This is a genomic window from Pseudonocardia xishanensis (assembly GCF_039541715.1).
GTDB classification, from domain to species: domain Bacteria; phylum Actinomycetota; class Actinomycetes; order Mycobacteriales; family Pseudonocardiaceae; genus Pseudonocardia; species Pseudonocardia xishanensis.
The window spans coordinates 19950-35615 of sequence record NZ_BAABGT010000116.1; the positions used below are offsets into that span (position 1 = coordinate 19950).

At 74.2% G+C, this 15666-nt stretch carries 13 protein-coding genes, 1 other RNA gene and 1 pseudogene; 8 read left to right on the forward strand and 7 right to left on the reverse strand.

Going from position 1 to position 15666, the window contains the following annotated elements; all coding sequences use genetic code 11:
• The first annotated feature begins 67 nt into the window (after window positions 1-67).
• Together ABD993_RS33165 and ABD993_RS33170 are read left to right on the forward strand one after the other, a co-directional pair.
• The gene (locus ABD993_RS33165; protein WP_345427054.1) at window positions 68-3310 is read left to right on the forward strand and encodes an ATP-binding protein; all 3243 of its coding nucleotides are present in this window, start codon (window positions 68-70) and stop codon (window positions 3308-3310) included.
• A gap of 88 nt (window positions 3311-3398) precedes the next feature.
• Window positions 3399-4892: an FAD-dependent monooxygenase gene (locus tag ABD993_RS33170; RefSeq protein WP_345427055.1), complete on the forward strand. Its 1494-nt coding sequence runs from the start codon at window positions 3399-3401 to the stop codon at window positions 4890-4892.
• Between the two features lie 32 nt (window positions 4893-4924).
• Here the strand turns inward: ABD993_RS33170 and ABD993_RS33175 are convergent, their stop codons facing one another.
• Complete coding sequence (locus ABD993_RS33175) at window positions 4925-5161, reverse strand: hypothetical protein (RefSeq protein ID WP_345427057.1); 237 nt, start codon at window positions 5159-5161, stop codon at window positions 4925-4927.
• Between the two features lie 72 nt (window positions 5162-5233).
• Window positions 5234-5635 carry a tetratricopeptide repeat protein gene (locus ABD993_RS33180; RefSeq protein WP_345427059.1) on the reverse strand — a complete coding sequence of 134 codons (402 nt, stop codon included), beginning with the start codon at window positions 5633-5635 and terminating at the stop codon, window positions 5234-5236.
• An 833-nt stretch (window positions 5636-6468) separates the two neighbouring features.
• Between ABD993_RS33180 and ABD993_RS33185 the strand changes: the two genes are divergently transcribed.
• The gene (locus tag ABD993_RS33185) at window positions 6469-7098 is read left to right on the forward strand and encodes a site-specific integrase (RefSeq protein WP_345427061.1); all 630 of its coding nucleotides are present in this window, start codon (window positions 6469-6471) and stop codon (window positions 7096-7098) included.
• A gap of 95 nt (window positions 7099-7193) precedes the next feature.
• Here ABD993_RS33185 and rnpB read toward each other — a convergent pair.
• Window positions 7194-7603: RNase P RNA component class A (gene rnpB / locus ABD993_RS33190), an RNA gene on the reverse strand.
• A 518-nt stretch (window positions 7604-8121) separates the two neighbouring features.
• Between rnpB and ABD993_RS33195 the strand changes: the two genes are divergently transcribed.
• Entirely contained in the window at window positions 8122-8889 is a 768-nt protein-coding gene (locus tag ABD993_RS33195) for a sulfite exporter TauE/SafE family protein (protein WP_345427063.1), read from the forward strand.
• A 19-nt stretch (window positions 8890-8908) separates the two neighbouring features.
• Window positions 8909-10126, forward strand: a complete 1218-nt coding sequence (locus ABD993_RS33200) for an SLC13 family permease (RefSeq protein WP_345427064.1) — start codon at window positions 8909-8911, stop codon at window positions 10124-10126.
• Here the strand turns inward: ABD993_RS33200 and ABD993_RS33205 are convergent.
• From ABD993_RS33205 to cobC, 4 genes are read right to left on the reverse strand one after another with little or no spacing between them, the layout of a single operon-like run.
• Window positions 10116-10799 (reverse strand): histidine phosphatase family protein, encoded by a 684-nt coding sequence (locus ABD993_RS33205; RefSeq protein WP_345427066.1) that lies wholly within the window; start codon window positions 10797-10799, stop codon window positions 10116-10118. The genes ABD993_RS33200 and ABD993_RS33205 overlap by 11 nt on opposite strands.
• On the reverse strand, window positions 10796-11530 hold the full coding sequence (locus tag ABD993_RS33210; RefSeq protein ID WP_345427068.1) for a zinc ribbon domain-containing protein: 735 nt from the start codon (window positions 11528-11530) through the stop codon (window positions 10796-10798). Before ABD993_RS33210 ends, ABD993_RS33205 begins: the two co-directional genes overlap by 4 nt.
• 25 nt (window positions 11531-11555) lie before the next feature.
• Entirely contained in the window at window positions 11556-12695 is a 1140-nt protein-coding gene (locus ABD993_RS33215; RefSeq protein WP_345427070.1) for a Nif3-like dinuclear metal center hexameric protein, read from the reverse strand.
• A 58-nt stretch (window positions 12696-12753) separates the two neighbouring features.
• Entirely contained in the window at window positions 12754-13836 is a 1083-nt protein-coding gene (gene cobC / locus ABD993_RS33220; protein ID WP_345427072.1) for an Rv2231c family histidinol phosphate aminotransferase CobC, read from the reverse strand.
• Window positions 13837-13905: 69 nt separating this feature from the next.
• Between cobC and ABD993_RS33225 the strand changes: the two genes are divergently transcribed.
• The 3 genes and pseudogenes from ABD993_RS33225 to ABD993_RS33235 all read left to right on the forward strand — a co-directional run.
• The gene (locus ABD993_RS33225) at window positions 13906-14319 is read left to right on the forward strand and encodes a low molecular weight protein-tyrosine-phosphatase (RefSeq protein ID WP_425569222.1); all 414 of its coding nucleotides are present in this window, start codon (window positions 13906-13908) and stop codon (window positions 14317-14319) included.
• On the forward strand, window positions 14316-15107 hold the full coding sequence (locus tag ABD993_RS33230; RefSeq protein WP_425569223.1) for a fructosamine kinase family protein: 792 nt from the start codon (window positions 14316-14318) through the stop codon (window positions 15105-15107). Before ABD993_RS33225 ends, ABD993_RS33230 begins: the two co-directional genes overlap by 4 nt.
• Window positions 15108-15124: 17 nt before the next feature.
• Window positions 15125-15502, forward strand: a pseudogene (locus ABD993_RS33235) (DDE-type integrase/transposase/recombinase); the annotation flags it as partial.
• Window positions 15503-15666: the final 164 nt, after the last annotated feature.

Here is a 15666-nt window from a genome sequence, read left to right on the forward strand (position 1 = left end):
ACGCACACGGCGCTGACACGGCCGCCCTGGTTCGAGGTGGCGCGGGCGAGCGCGCGAAGATCGGGGGATGGACGGTGGTGCCCGGCTTCGCATCACGCTGCTGCGAGCGTTCGAGGTGGCTCGTGGTGACGTGGTCGTGCCCGTGCCGGGCGCGCGGCTGCGGGGCCTGCTGGTCCGGCTCGCGCTCGCCGGGGGCCGCGCGGTCGAGCCGGGCGTGCTGGTCGACGCGATCTGGGGCGAGGAACCGCCGTCCGGGCCCGCCTCCGCGCTGCAGACCCTCGTGTCCCGGCTGCGCCGCACGCTCCGCCCGGCCGGGATCGTGCAGGTCGCGGGCGGCTATCGGCTGGCGGTGGACGCCGCCGACGTGGACGCGCTGCGCTTCGAGCAGCTCACCGCGGCCGGCCGGGAACGGCTGCGGGCGGGTGACCCGGAGGGCGCGAGCACCGCGCTCGCCGAGGCCGTCGCCTTGTGGGGCGACCCCGCCGGTGCCGAGCCCGCGGTGATCGCCGCGGTCGCACCCACGGTGGCGACCGGGTTGGCGCGGGTTTCGGTCGAGGCGGTCGCCGACCTCGCCGACGCCGAGCTGTCGCTGGGGAGCGCCGAAGTGGCCGCCACCCGGCTGACCGGGTTGCTGGCCGAGCACCCGGCACACGAGCGGGCGGCCGGGCTGCTCATGGACGCGCTCGCCGCCCAGGGGCGGCAGGCCGAAGCGCTGGCCGTCTACGAGCGGGTTCGCCGGACCCTCGCCGAGGACCTCGGCGCCGACCCGGGCACCGCCCTGCGGGACCGCCATCTGCGCCTCCTGGACACCTCGGCCGGCACGGCGGAAACCGGACGGCGGGCCGCCACCGAACCCGGCCGGGTCCCGCCGTCCACCCTGCCCGCGCCGCTGACCGGCTTCATCGGCCGCGACGACGACCTCACCCGGATCGGCGCCCTGCTCACCACCGGACGGCTGGTCACCGTCCTCGGCCCCGGTGGCGCCGGGAAGACCCGGCTGGCGCTCGAAGCCGCCCGCCACCACCAGGACGAATACCGCGACGGCGCCTGCTTCGTCGACCTCGCGCCCGTCACCGAACCGGCGAAGATCGGCCCGGCCGTGCTCGCCGGGATCGGGCTTCGGGGCGGCGCGCTGTTCGACGTCCACCGGCGGGTCGAGGGTGACGAGCTGGACGTGCTCGTCTGTGAGCTCGGCGGCCGGGAAAGCTTGCTGCTGCTCGACAATTGCGAGCACCTGATCGAGGCCGTGGCCCACCTGGTCGCGGCACTGCTCCCCCGCTGCCCCGGGGTGCGGGTGCTCGCCACCAGCCGCGAACCCTTCGCGGTGGACGGCGAGGCACTCGTGCCGCTGGGCCCGCTCGCACTGCCTGAGCCGGACGCCGACGTCGACCAGGCCGCCGCGGTGGCCTCGGTGCGCCTGTTCACCGAGCGGGCCGCCGCCGTGCGCCCCGGTTTCGCCGTCGACGACACCACGCTGCCCGGCATCGTGCGCATGGTGCGCGGCCTGGACGGCCTGCCGCTGGCTCTCGAGCTGGCCGCCGCCCGGTTGCGCACGCTGGCCCTGCCCGACCTCGCCGACGGGCTCGCCGACCGGTTCCGGCTCCTCACCACCGGCCACCGCACCGCGCCACCGCGGCACCGCACCCTGGGCGCCGTGATCGCCTGGAGCTGGGAGCTGCTCGACGAGCACGAACGCACCGTCGCGGAACGGATCTCGATCCTGCCCGGCGGCGTCACCCCGGCCTCGGCCGCCGCCGTCTGCGCCGGCACGGCCGTGCCCGCCGACGAGATCCCCGAACTGCTCGCCGCTCTCGTCGACCGGTCACTGCTGCAGCTGCCGACCGGCACCGGCCGCTACCGCATGCTCGAAACCATCCGTGAGTACGGCACCGCCCGGCTGACCGGCTCCGGCGACCTCGGCACGGCCCGCGACCTGGCCGCCGCCCACTTCACCGAGCTGATGGCTCGCCACGAATCCGGGCTGCGCGGCCACGACCAGGTCCGAGCCATGCAGGTCTTCAGCGCCGAATACGACAACACGATCGCCGCCCTGCGCCACCTGTGCGCCACCGGTGACGCCGCCGCCGCGATCACCCTCGTGCTCGCCATGACCTGGTACTGGCAGATGTTCGGCCGCACGGCCGACGCCGACCACTGGCTGGGGGCGGCGCTGGCGGTGCCCGGCGGCGGGCCGGCGGCCGAGCGCGACTGCGCCCGGGCCGTCTACCTGCTCAACCGAGCGGACATCCTGTCGGGGATCACCGCCGGGGAAGCCGCGGCCGACCGGGCGGAGATGCGGGAGCTGGCCGACCGGCTGCTCGCGCACCCGCGCCTGCCGGCCCACTACCGCGTGTTCGGCCCGGTGCTTCTCTTCCTGCTGGAAGAAGAGACCGCGCTCCCGGCCTTCCAGCGCCTGGCCGACGGCGACGACGCGTGGCTGTCCGGGCTGGCCCACATGTTCCAGGCCGAGTTCGCCGAGAACACCGGTGCGCTCGATCGGGTGCGCGTCCACCTGGAAGCGGCCCTGGACGGCTTCCGGCGGGCCGGCGACCGCTGGGGCCAGGCGGCGACGCTGCCGATGCGCGCACAGCTGCGGTGCTACGACGACCTCGACGGTGCGCTGGCCGACCTGCGCGAGGCCCGGACGCTGGCGGGCGAGTTCGGCTCGCTCAGCCTCGGCGACCAGTTCTACAGCGACCTGCGCTGGATCGACCTGCACGTGCGGAGGGACGAAACCGACCGCGCGATGGCGGTGATCGGCGCCGCCCGGGAGCGGGCGCTGCGCACGTCGTCGGCGGAGATGGTGGTGCTGGTCGACGCCCGGGAGGCCGACTTGCGGGTGCGGCTGGGCGACCTGGACCGGGCCGGTGCCCTGCTCGACGCCGCCGAACGCGGTCTGCCCGGCGACACCGCGTTCCCCTCGGACCACGCCCGCACCCTGGTCGCCGGCGCCCGTGCCGCATTCTGCCTGGCCCAGGGTGACCTGGGCGGCGCGGACAAGGCGCTGCGGGCCGCGTACGCCGCCGCGCTGGTCGCCCGCGACCTGCCGATCCTGTCGCTGGTGACGGTGTACACCGCCGCGCTCGCCGAAGCACTCGGGCGGCGGCACGAGCCGGCCGTGCTGCTGGGGGTCGCCGCCCGGCTGCGGGGCGCGCACGACCGCACCGATCCGCAGGTCCGCGAGCTCACCTGCCGGGTCCGGGCCGCGTCGGGCGAGGACGAGTTCGCCGCAGCGTACGCGCAAGGCTGGGAGCTGGACGCGGAAACCGCCGTGGCCGAAGCCGACCCGGCCTCGCTGACCAGTCCGTAGCAGGGCAAAACCCTGGTGTGCGCGCGATGTGCGTCTGGTGTGCGCGGCGGTGGCCAGTCTCGGGGCACACCTCGAGAAGGGAACTGCCATGCATGACGTCGTGATCGTGGGGGCCGGTCCGGTCGGCCTGTTCGTCGCCGGCGAGCTCGGCCTCGCGGGCTGCTCGGTGCTGGTCCTCGAACGGGAGCCGGAGCCGCACACCCCGTGGCGCAGCTTCCCGCTCGGCATGCGGGGACTGTCGGGCGGGTCGGTCGAGGCGTTGTACCGCTGCGGGATGCTGCCGGCCCTGCTGACGGCGTCGGGAGTGCCGGAGACGCCGGTCTCGGACAAACCGGCGCCCCCGCGGACGGTCGGCCACTTCGCCGGGATGATGCTCGACCCGGCCGACGTCGACCTCGCCCGGCTGCCCTACCGGCTGCCCAGCCCGGCCTCGGACGGCATCATGACCAGCCTCGAAGCGGTGGAGACGGTGCTGGCCGAGCGGGCCGAAAAGCTCGGCGTCGAGATCCGGCGGGGTGTCGCCGTCACGGCCGTCACCCAAGACGGCGAAACCGTGGCCGCCCGGGCCGGCGAGCAGGTGTACCCGGCCTGCTGGCTCGTCGGCTGCGACGGCGGCCGCAGTGCGGTACGCCGCCTCACGGGCTTCGACTTCGCCGGCACCGAACCGCAGTTCACCGGCTACCTCGCGCTGGCGACGCTCTCCGATCCGGAGAAACTGCGTCGCGGCTTCGCCCTGACCCCGGCGGGCATGTACGTCACGATGTCCGAGCCCGGACACTTCGGCGTCATGGACTTCGACGGCGGCGCGTACGACCGTTCCCGGCCGCTGACCCGCGAGCACCTCCAGTCGGTGCTGCGCCGCGTGTCCGGTACCGACGTGTCGCTCGGCGACGTGCACCTCGCCTCGACCTTCACCGACCGGGCGATGCAGACGACCACCTACCGGCGCGGCCGCGTCCTGCTCGCCGGCGACGCCGCGCACATCCACTCCCCGCTCGGTGGGCAGGGGCTCAACCTCGGCCTCGGCGACGCGGTCAACCTGGGCTGGAAGCTCGCGGCGACGGTGCGCGGGCACGCGCCGGAAGGTCTGCTCGACACCTACACCGCCGAACGCCACCCGATCGGCGCGCGGGTGCTCGACTGGTCGCGTGCCCAGGTGGCGACCATGCGGCCGGACCCGCACTCCCGGGCGGTCCAGGCCGTGGTGCGCGACCTGTTGGAGACCCACGACGGCACCACGTACGTCTTCGAGCGCACCTCGGGCACGTCGCTTCGCTACGAGCTCGGCGGCGAACACCCGCTGGTCGGCCGCAACGCGCCAGACTTCCGCCTGGCCGACAGCACCCCCCTCGGCGAGCTGCTGCGAGACTGCCGCGGCGTCGCCCTCGACTTCACCGCCGAGGGGCACCTGCGCGAGGCGGCGTCGCACCACGCCGACCGGATCCGGTACGCGACCGGTCCGGCGCTCGACGACCTCGGCCTTGGCGCCGTGCTCGTCCGACCGGACGGCATCATCGCCTGGGCCGGCGCCCGCACTCCGGACCGTGGTGCGTTCGACCGAGCCGTCAGCCGGTGGTTCTGAACCATCGTCGGAGCGCCCGATGGCCCGGCAGCTCAGGCCGTCCAGCGTGAGACGGGCCGGTCCCGGTTCGGTGGCGCCGCGGCCCGGAGCGAGGCTTCCTCGAGCAAGCCGGCGACGAGGCCGGCCCGGGTGAAGGGCCGTCGGAGCCACCGATCGGCGGTGCCGTGCACGGTGAAGCGCGGACCGGAGGAGATCCGGAGGCCGAGCTCGAGGGCCGCCGAGGCGACGCGGGTCGCGCTCGGGTGCGGGAGCTCGATCCACAGCGCCACCGCCGATCCGGCAGCCGAGCGCGCAGGGCCCGCTCAAGGGCGGCGCGGGACCGGCGCAGGTCGTCGCGCCGCTCAGCGAGGATGACATCGCACCCACGCCGTCATTCCGCCAGGGCGGCCAGTGCGTCGGCTTCGGCGGCCTTGTCGTCGAGGTCGCGAGCCAGCTTCAAGGCTCTTTCCGTGGTGGGTCGCGGCCTTGACGTGGTCGCCGAGCGCAGTGTGTACGCGGCCCAACGCCGTGGTGGCCAGGCGTTCCCACCACCGGTCCCCGACCTCGTGAGCGAGAGTGATCGCCTGGCGCAGGCAGTTGGTCGCGCCGGCCAGGTCACCTCGGGTGTGGCGGACCATGCCGAGGCCGGTCAGGGCCAAGCTTTCGCCCCAGCGGTCGCCCGCCGCGCGGGCGTGCTCCAGACCGTGTTCCAGATACCGCCGGGCATGCTCGGGTGCGCTCGAAGGGCGGCACACCGTACGCATCCAGCCCCAGTTCTTCAGCTACCCCAATGGCACGTCCTCCAATTTCCGCAGCAACGAGCATCTCGTGCCCATAGCTTCTCAGCCCAACTGCAAAATCCAGCATCCTCCGATGCTTCCCTCCGAGGCTTATTGGCGCCACGAATGTATTATCACGCCACCAGCGGACAGAACGATTCGATATCGTCTGACATCATACCGATCAGTACCTTCGGCGGAAGTCACCCCAACACCGGCCCGTCTCGGCGCTACCTGGGGTACGGCCCGAAGTCGAGGCGAGTCGGGCGCTATGTCCGCTACGAGCCGGCCGACGTGCGCGCCTGGTTCGAGGCGCAGCGATAGGAGTTCAGATTGGCACCGTCACTCGTCACGTCCAGGCGACGAAGACCACATGGGTCGCCCGCTGGCGCGATCCCGACGGGAAGCAGCGTAAGAAGTCCTTTGCCCGCAAGATCGAAGCAGAACGACTCCTTGCGACCGTGAGCGCCGACGTGGTCCGAGGGGACTGTGTCGACCCGAACGAAAAGACGATCGTGCGCGAGTACGCGGAAGCCTGGCGAGAGTCTCTCGTCCACCGGCCGACCACCGAGGCCCACGTCGAGACCAACCTGCGCCGTCACGTCTACCCGACGTTCGGTGACCGGCGGATGTCCTCGGTTCTCCCCAGCGGGGTCCAGGCTCGGGTGAGCCGCCTCAGCCGGACACTCTCGCCGTCGACCGTTCACGTCATCCACGGGATCCTGGCGGGGATCTACAAGTGTGCGATGAGAGACCGGATCGTGCATCGGTCCCCATGCGAGGGGACGAGGCTCCCACGCAAGCTGCCGAGGGAGGTCATGCCGCTCGCGACGTCGACGGTCGAGTCCCTCATCGGCGCGGCGCCGGCCCGTTATCGGGCTGCTGTCGTCCTGGCTGCCGGAACCGGGGTTCGACAGGGTGAATGCTTCGGCGTCGCGCAGGATCGTCTCGACCTCGACCGGCAGCTGCTGCGGGTCGATCAGCAGGTGATCCTCCTGGCGAGGCGTCCTCCGATGCTCGCCCCGCCGAAGACATCCGCGTCGCATCGCACGATTCCCCTGCCGAAGGTCGTGTGTGAGGTCCTTCGGCGTCACCTGGAGCAGTTCCCGGTGCAGCACCCCGAGGGCCTGATCTTCACGGACGAGGAGGGGCAGGCCCTCCGCCGGACCCGGTTCTCCCGGGAGATCTGGCGTCCCACGGTGGCAGCGGCCGGCGCCCCTCGGGGAACAGGATTTCACGACCTCCGCCACTACTACGCGTCACTGCTCATCCGGCACGGCGAGTCGATCAAGACCGTCCAGCGTCGTCTCGGGCATGCGACCGCGGCCGAGACTCTGGACACGTACGCACACCTCTGGCCGGACTCCGACGACCGCACCAGAGAGGCGATCGACTCGGTCCTCGAGGCGTCGCCGGCGGACGCAGAGAGCCTCCCCCGGGACGAGTAGTCGATCACCATCGGGCACAAGATCAAATCTGGTGTGCCCGAATTGTGCCCGATCCAGGGCTGGCCACAGTGTTCTCGCAGGTCAGAGGCTTAGGAGGGACGAGCAGGCCTGTAAGCCGGATCCTGTTCCCGGGGGTCTTGCGAGCCCCCGTTCGGCGACCATCCATCTAGGCCTGCCGTCGCCGGCAGGCTCGAGCGGCCTACCCGCAGGCTCGGGCGGGCAGCCCTCATGCACCTGCGCAGTGTCCCGGGGGACACCTTTTGGCCTTGCTCCGGGTGGGGTTTACCGAGCCACCCCGGTCACCCGGGGTGCTGGTGGTCTCTTACACCACCGTTTCACCCTTACCTCCGGCTCGCGCCGGAGGCGGTCTGTTCTCTGTGGCACTGTCCCGCGGGTCACCCCGGGTTGCCGTTAGCGAACCACCCTGCCCTGCGGAGTCCGGACTTTCCTCGGCACCCCTCCGCCGTGAACGGCCTCGGGGTGACGCGGCCGCCCGGCCTGCTCGTCCGCGCCGTCAACACTACCGCCGACGCGTGCGGGTGGCCGCCACCGGGTCGAGGACCGACCAGCACTCGGCGAGCGGGCCCCTCATCACCGACAGCAGCGGGTTCGCCGCCGCCTCGACGAGCACCCGGTGGAACGACGAGTGCGCCGCGGCGATCTCGTCCAGGCTCTCGCGGACGTCGACCGGGGAACCGGCCCTTCGGGGCCGTCCTGCTCGGGGCCGACGGGGCGGTGCTCGCCGAGGGGCGCAACCGGGTCGCGTCGACCGGGGACCTGCGAGCCCACGCCGAGCTCGACGCGCTGGAGAACGCGCGGCCCGCCGGGCGCGCGTTCGCGGGCGGGACGAGGGTCGCAGGCGGCGAGCGTGGAGCTCGTCGTCGAGGGCCCGGGTGGGCGGCGAACGGGCGCTGGAGGTGTTCCGCGAGTTCGTGCGGTCACGACGTTCGGTTCACCGGTGCCGTATCCGGCACCGGTGGACCGCAGGCGGTGATCACCGCGGCGCGGGGTTAGGGTGCGGCGGTGGTGGGAGCTTCTGCGGGCCAGGTGGTGTTCCTGCTGGTGGCCGGTGTGGTCGCGGGGGCGGTGAACGCCGTGGCCGGGGGCGGGTCGCTGCTGGTGTTCCCCGCCCTGCTGGCGGTGGGGCTCAACCCGCTCGCGGCGAACGTCACCAACTCGGTGGCGCAGTGGCCGGGCTACGTGGGGATCGTCGCCGGGAACCGGCGGGAGCTGGTCGGACAGCGGCGCCGGATCGTCCGGACCTCGATCGCGGCGGCCCTCGGCTCGGTGGTCGGCTGCATCCTGCTCCTGACGCTGCCCGCCTCGGTGTTCGACGCCGTGGTCCCGGTCCTGGTGATCGCCGCGAGCATCCTGATGGCGCTGGCCCCGCGGCTGAAGCGCTGGATCGGGACACCCGGAGACGGCACCGCGGGTGAGCGCGACCGCGCGCTGCTGCTGCCCACGATGTTCCTCGCCGGGGTCTACGGCGGCTACTTCGGCGGGGCCCTCGGCGTCATCCTGATCTCCACGCTCTCGCTGCTCGCCCACGACCGGCTGGTCAGGCTCAACGCGCTCAAGGGCGTCCTGTCGCTGGTCGCCGCGAGCGTCACCGTGGTGATCTTCGCGCTCCGGGCGCCGGTGGACTGGGTCGCGGTCGCGGTGCTGGCGCCCACCACGCTGCTCGGCGGGTACGTCGGCGCGCGGGTGGCCCGGCGGCTGCCGGAGAAGGTCCTGCGCTGGTGCGTGGTGCTGCTGGGGCTGGCGGTCGGCGTGTACCTGCTGGTCACGTGAGCCCGCGGGTGGGGCTGTCGTGATAGTCCTCGCCGTCGCGCTGCTCGCGGTGGTGCTCGTCGTCGCGGTGGCGCGGCCCCGGGGGGTGCCCGAGGCGGCGGCCGCGATCCCGGCGGCGGTGCTCGTCGTCTCGTTCGGGGCGCTGCCGTGGGACGCGGCGTGGGCGGAGATCGGGGAGCTGGGGCCGACGGTCGGGTTCCTCGCGGCGATCCTGCTGCTGGGCAGGCTCGCCGACGCCGAGGGGGTCTTCGGCTGGCTGGGCGACCGGTTGGCCCGGTCCGCGCGCGGGTCGGCGCCGCGGCTGTTCGCGCTGGTCTTCGCCGCGGCGACCGGGGTGACCGCCGTGCTGAGCCTGGACGCGACGGTGGTCCTGCTGACCCCGGTCGTGCTGGCCACCGCGACCCGGCTGCGGGTGCCCGCCCGGCCGCACGCCTACGCCTGTGTGCACCTGTCCAACGCGGGCTCGCTGCTGCTGCCGGTGTCCAACCTGACGAACCTGCTGGTCTTCAGCGCGTCGGGGCTGTCGTTCCTGGGGTTCGCGGCCGTGATGGCCCTGCCCTGGCTGGTCACCCTGGCCGTGGAGTACGGGGTGCTGCGATGGTTCTTCCGCGGCGACCTGCCGCGGGCCGAGCCGGTGGAGCGGCCGGAGCGCCCGACGCCGCGGGTCGCCCTCGCGGTGCTCGGCCTGACGCTGGTCGGGTTCGCGGTGTCCGGGTTCCTCGGCGTGGAGCCGGTGTGGATCGCGGCGGCGGGCGCGGTGGTCCTCGCCGTGCGGGCGCTGCTCCGGCGCGAGACGTCCGTGCGCGGCCTGGTCGTGGGCACCTCGCCGCTGTTCTGCCTGTTCGTGCTCGCGCTCGGCGTGGTCGTCGCGGCGGTGAGCGCCCACGGCCTCTCGGGCGCGCTCGCCGGGCTGCTGCCGGACACCCCGACGCTGCTCGGGCTGCTGGCGGTGGCGGGGATCGCGGCGGTGCTGGCGAACGTCGTCAACAACCTGCCCGCCACCCTGGTGCTGCTGGCCGCGCTCGGCCCGGCGCCCGCCCCCGCGCTGGTCCTGGCGCTGCTGCTGGGGGTGAACATCGGACCCAACCTGACCTACGTCGGCTCGCTGGCCACCCTGCTGTGGCGACGGATCCTGCCGGACCCGCCGCGGCTCGCCACGTTCTCGGCGCTGGGCCTGCTGACCGTGCCCCTCGCGCTCGCCGCGTCGACGGTGGCGCTGTGGGCAGTCAGCGGGTGAGGGCCGGGGAGTCCGGCCCTCCGAGGTGTGAGGTGTCGTTGACCAGCCGGACGGTGGCGTTGCCGTCCGCGAAGAAGTCCGCGACGGACAGGCACGCCAGGTCGAGGTGCAGCCGGTAGAGGATCGACGTGCCCACCCCGAGCGCGGTCTGCAGGATCAGCTTGATCGGCGTGACGTGGCTGACCAGCAGCACCGTGCGCCCGGCGAACTCCGCGACGATCTCCGCCAGCGCGGCGTTCACCCGGGCCCCGGCGACGTCGAAGCTCTCACCCTCGGGCGGCGCCACGTCCGAGCTGCCGAGCCAGCGCGCGAACACCTCCGGGTCCTGCCTGCGCGCCTCCAGGAACGTGAGGCCCTCCCAGGAACCGAAGTCCGTCTCGATGAGGCCGGGGCGGATCTCGACGGGCACGTCGATCGCCTTCGACACGGCCTCCGCGGTCTGTCGGGCGCGCTGCAGGGGTGAGGAGAGGATCGCGTCGATGCCGCCGCGGGCGAGCATCCGTCGGGCGGCGGCCTCGGCCTGCGCCTCGCCGAGCTCGGTCAGAGCGGGATCACCGAGGCCGGAGTAGCGCTTCTCGATCGAGAGCGGCGTCTGGCCGTGGCGCAGCAGGAGCAGCCGGGTGACCTGACCCCGCTGCCCGGTCCATGCGGCAGACCCGGAGGGCGCACTCACAGACCCGACTCCCCGGTGCGGACGAGGATGGCGTCGCACTCCTCGCAGAACACGACCTCGTCCGCCGCGGCGGCCTTGACCCGGCCCAGGAAGGTCCGGTCCAGCTCCAGCCTGCAGGCGCCGCAGCGGCGCTCGCGCAGCAGGCCCGCGCCGACCCGGCCGCCCGCCCGCCGCTGCTCGTAGACGGCGAGCAGGTCCTCCGGCAGGTCGGGGACGATCGCGGCGCGGTCCCGGGTCCGGCCCGCCTCGGCGGCGTCCAGGTCCGCGATCGCGGTGTCCCGGCGCTCGGTCACCGCCGCGAGCTCGCCCTCGGCCTCGGCCAGCACCCGCCCGGCGTGGTCGAGGTTGCCGCCCAACGCCTCGCGCTGCTCCATGACCTCGAGCTGCTCGTCCTCCAGGTTGGACTGCCGCCGGGCCAGCGTCTCCAGCTCGTGCTGCAGGTCCTGGGCCTGCTTCGCGCCGATGCCGCCCGCGAGCAGGGCCCTGTCCCGCTCGGTGCGGGCACGGACGCCGTCGATGTCCCGCTCCAGCCGGGTGATGTCCCGGTCCAGGTCGCCCGCCGCGGTCTCGGCCTCGACCAGCGCGTCCTTGCCCGCACGCACCCGCTCCTCGGCCGCGGTCAGCTCGGCGTGCTCGGGCAGGGCCCGGCGCCGGTGGGCGAGGCGGGTCAGCTCGGCGTCGACCTGCGCGAGGTCGAGCAGCCGCTTCTGCGCGGTGGGGGCGGCCTTCACACGGTCCTCCTCGTCGTGCTCCGGGTCATGCGCCGATCGTCCACGGGTCCGTCCGGAGCGTGGACACGCGGACCTCGACGCTACCCCCCAGCGCCTTCTCGACCACGCCCGCCGCCTGCCCGCACCACGGCCACTCCGACGCCCAGTGCGCCACGTCCACCAGGGCCGGGGTCGGACGGCCCGGCAGCGAGCCCGCGAGCAGGTGCTCCGACGCCGGGTGGTGGCGCAGGTCGGCGGTCACGTACACGTCCACGCCCGCGGCGATCGCGGCCGACAACGCCGAGTCCCCGGCGCCTCCGCAGACCGCCACCCGGGACACGAGCCGGTCCGGGTCGCCCGCCGCGCGGACGCCCCAGGCCGTCTCCGGCAGGGCCGCGGCGACCCGGGAGGTGAAGGCGGACAACGGCTCGGGCTCCGGGAGCTCCCCCACCCGGCCCAGGCCCCGGTGAGACGGCAGCGCGGCCAGCTCCAGGACGTCGAACGCGGGCTCCTCGTAGGGATGGCTGGCCCGCAGCGCCTCGACGACGGCGCGCCTGCGGTGGCGCGGCAGCACCATCTCCAACCGGGTCTCCGCCACCCGCTCCAGCCTGCCGACCTCGCCGATCGTCGGGTTCGCGCCGGCGTGCGGCAGGAACTGGCCGGTACCCGCGGTGGCGAACGAGCAGTGCGAGTAGTCGCCGATCTCACCCGCGCCCGCCGCGGAGAGCGCCTCGTGCACGCCGCGGATCGCGGACCCGGTGGGCACGAACGCGACGATCTTGTCCAGCGGCTCGGCCGGGGCGGGCTGCAGCGGGGCGGTGACGGTGAGCCCGAGGGCGTCGGCCAGCGCGTCGGAGACCCCGGGATCGGCGGAGTCGGCGTTCGTGTGCGCGGTGTAGAGCCCGACGCCGGCGCGGATGAGCCGGTGCAGCAACGCCCCCTTGGGGGTGTCCGCGCCCACGCCGTGCACCCCGCGCAGCAGCAGCGGGTGGTGGGTGACCAGCAGCCCGGCCCCGCTCTCGATCGCCTCGGCGACGGTCTCGGCGACCGGGTCGACGGCGAACAGCACCCGCTCGACGGGGTCGGCGGGGTCCCCGCAGACCAGCCCCACCGCGTCCCAGTCCTGGGCGAGCCCGGGCGGGTAGGCGGCCTCGAGTGCGGCGGTGACGTCCGCGAGCGAGGTCATCGCGTTCCCTCCGGGCGCTCGGTCGGGCGCTGGGCCCTCGGGTCGCTCGCACGCACGCTCATGCGGCTACTCCTACCAGGATCTCCCGCAGCGCCTCGACCAGGACCGCCGCCCGGGCGGGCTCGCGGACCGCGACCCGGACGTGGTCGGCACCCAGCCCGGGGAAGGTGTCGCAGCGCCGCACCGCGATCCCCTTGTCCCGCAACCGTTCCCGGGTCCCCTCGGGCACCTTCAGGAGCAGGTAGGGCGCGCGCCCGGGGAGCACCTCGACACCCGGGACCGCCGCGAGCGCCGCGGCCTGCCGGTCCCGGTGCTCGGCGAGCACCCGGGCCAGGGCCTTCGCCTCGGCCACCGCGGCGGGCTCGGAACACGCGATCACGGCCTCCAGGGCGAGCGTCCCGACCGGCCAGTGCGGACGCGGGGCCGCGAGCCGGGCCAGCACCGCCGGGTCGCCGAGCGCGTAGCCGGCCCGTAGCCCCGCGAGCGCCCAGGTCTTGGTGAGCGACCGGAAGACCAGCGCCCCCGGCTCCCCCGCCAGCGACTCCGGCTCGCCGGGCACGGCGTCGGCGAAGGCCTCGTCCACCAGCAGGACTCGGCCCGGGCGCAGGAGGGCGCGCAGGTCGGCGGCGGGGTGCAGGACACCCGTCGGGTTCGTGGGGTTGCCGACGACGACGAGGTCCGCCGCCTCCGGCACCGCCGCGGGGTCGAGCCGGTGGTCACCACGGGTGAGGACGTGGGTCACCGGAAGCCCGGCCCCGCGCAGCGCCGCCTCGGGCTCGGTGAACCCGGGGTGCACCACCGCGGCGTGGCGCGGGCGCAGGGCCGGGATCAGCGCGAACCCTTCGGCACTGCCCGCCAGGATGAGCACCTCCGCGGGGTCGCGGCCGTGCCGACGGGCGACGGCCTCGCGCGCCCGGCGGTCGTGCTCCGCCGTCGGGTACCGGGCCAGGTCGCCCAGGGTGGCGGCGAGGCGGTCCCGCAGCCAGGGCGGCGGGGCCTCGCCCTGGACGTTCACGGCGAAGTCGACCAGTCCCGGTGCCGTCTCGACGTCTCCGTGGTGACGGAGCGTGTCCAGGGTGGAACCGGGCGAAGCCGACACCGTGGTCTTGATCTCCTCCGGCCCTTCCGTCACGCCCGCCATACCCGGGCACCCTACGGTGGCCGAGTGCATGTCAGTTTCGTCTGTACCGGGAACATCTGTCGCTCCCCCATGGCCGAGAAGGTGTTCCGTGCCGCCCTCGACGAGGCGGGGTTGGCGGAGACCGTCACGGTGACCAGCGCAGGGACCGGTGGCTGGCACACGGGTGAGCCGATGGACGAGCGCGCGGCCGAGGTGCTGCGCGCCCACGGCTACGACGCCTCCCACGTCGCCCGTCAGGTGGACTCGACCGTGCTGTCCGCGAACGTCCTGGTGGCCCTGGACGCGGGCCACCGCCGGGCGCTGCGGGACTCCGTCCCCGAGCCGGACCGCGTGGTGCTGCTGCGCTCCTTCGACCCCGACTCGCCGGACGACGCCGAGGTCCCCGACCCCTACTACGGTGGCCCGGACGGGTTCGCCGAGGTGCTGCGCATGATCGAGGCCGCGGTGCCGGGGCTGCTGGAGCGGGTGCGCAAGGAGCTGTGACCCCGCCCGGGTTCGATCCCCGCTCGGCACCCCGCGGGGTGAGTCGGGCGGTCCTGCCGGGCGGCCGCCGCGTCGTCGTCAAGCGCGACGTGGGGGCTGCGGCGGAGGCGGCCGGGCTGCGGTGGCTCGCCGTGCCCGGTGGCCCACCGGTGCCCGAGGTCCTCGACGCGGGGCAGGACTGGCTGGTCGGCGAGGAGGTCCCGGCGGGCTCACCGTCCCGAGAGGCCGCGGCCGCCTTCGGACGGCGGCTGGCCACCCTGCACGCCGCGGGCGCGCCCGCCTTCGGGTCCCCGCCGCCCGGCGGGCCGGTCGAGGCGCGGATCGGCGGCACGGGGATGCGGAACGTGCCCGGTGACTCGTGGCCGGAGTGGTTCGCCGAGCACCGGATCCTGGCCTACGTCCGACGGGCCCGGCTGCCCGAGACCGCCGTGTTCGACGAGGTCTGCGCCCGCCTGCCCGACCTCGCGGGCCCACCGGAACCACCCGCCCGCCTGCACGGCGACCTCTGGTCCGGCAACGTGCTGTGGTCGCCGACGGGCGCGTGGCTGATCGACCCGGCCGCCCACGGCGGGCACCGGGAGACCGACCTCGCGATGCTCGCCCTCTTCGGCCTGCCCCACCTGGACACCGTCCGGTCCGCCTACGACGACGCGGCTCCCCTCGCCCCCGGGTGGCGCGACCGGGTCCCGCTGCACCAGCTGTTCCCGCTGCTGGTGCACACGGTGCTGTTCGGGGGCAGGTACGCCGGGCAGGCGGTCGAGGCCGCCCACGCCGCGCTCCGGACCTAGCTGTGCTGCCCGGGGACGTTGGTCGAACCGGGGGTCGCGCCGCGACGCCGGGCAAGCCCCTCAACCGCCACCACAACCCGAAGATGGGCACCGCGTTCGTCCACACCGTGATCGACGATCACCGTCGGGCGGCCTACGCCGAGATCCACGACGACGAGACCGCCGCCACCGCCACCGCGGTGCTGTGCCGAGCCGTGGCCTGGTACGCCGAGCGCGGCGCCACGACCCGCCGGGTGCTGTCGGACAACGGGGCGCCCTACCGATCACACCTGTGGAAGTCGCAACGCCGGAAGGCCCTTCCGGCGTTCCCGCACGAGTACAACCACCACAGGCCCCACACCGCCCTCGGCGGTCAACCACCCATCACCCGGTTGACCAACCTGCCCGGGCAGCACACCCAGCACTCCCGCGGCCGGGTCACCGCCAGTCGTCCAGGACGTAGGTCGACTCCCGGTCGTAGGCGGGGGCGTTGGGGGCGTGCATGGTCACGCCGGGTAGGTCTGAACCGTCCTGGCCGGTGGAGAGGCTCCTGATCTAGCAAGGAGACTGGAGCTGTGGG

Bases quoted from the DNA above. Each gene is read 5' to 3' on its own strand.
- ABD993_RS33165 (WP_345427054.1), top strand. From the start codon at position 68: ATGGACGGTGGTGCCCGGCTTCGCATCACGCTGCTGCGAGCGTTCGAG.
- ABD993_RS33170 (WP_345427055.1), top strand. From the start codon at position 3,399: ATGCATGACGTCGTGATCGTGGGGGCCGGTCCGGTCGGCCTGTTCGTC.
- ABD993_RS33180 (WP_345427059.1), bottom strand. From the start codon at position 5,635: ATGCGTACGGTGTGCCGCCCTTCGAGCGCACCCGAGCATGCCCGGCGG.
- ABD993_RS33185 (WP_345427061.1), top strand. From the start codon at position 6,469: ATGCCGCTCGCGACGTCGACGGTCGAGTCCCTCATCGGCGCGGCGCCG.
- ABD993_RS33215 (WP_345427070.1), bottom strand. From the start codon at position 12,695: ATGACCTCGCTCGCGGACGTCACCGCCGCACTCGAGGCCGCCTACCCG.
- cobC (WP_345427072.1), bottom strand. From the start codon at position 13,836: ATGGCGGGCGTGACGGAAGGGCCGGAGGAGATCAAGACCACGGTGTCG.
- ABD993_RS33225 (WP_425569222.1), top strand. From the start codon at position 13,906: ATGGCCGAGAAGGTGTTCCGTGCCGCCCTCGACGAGGCGGGGTTGGCG.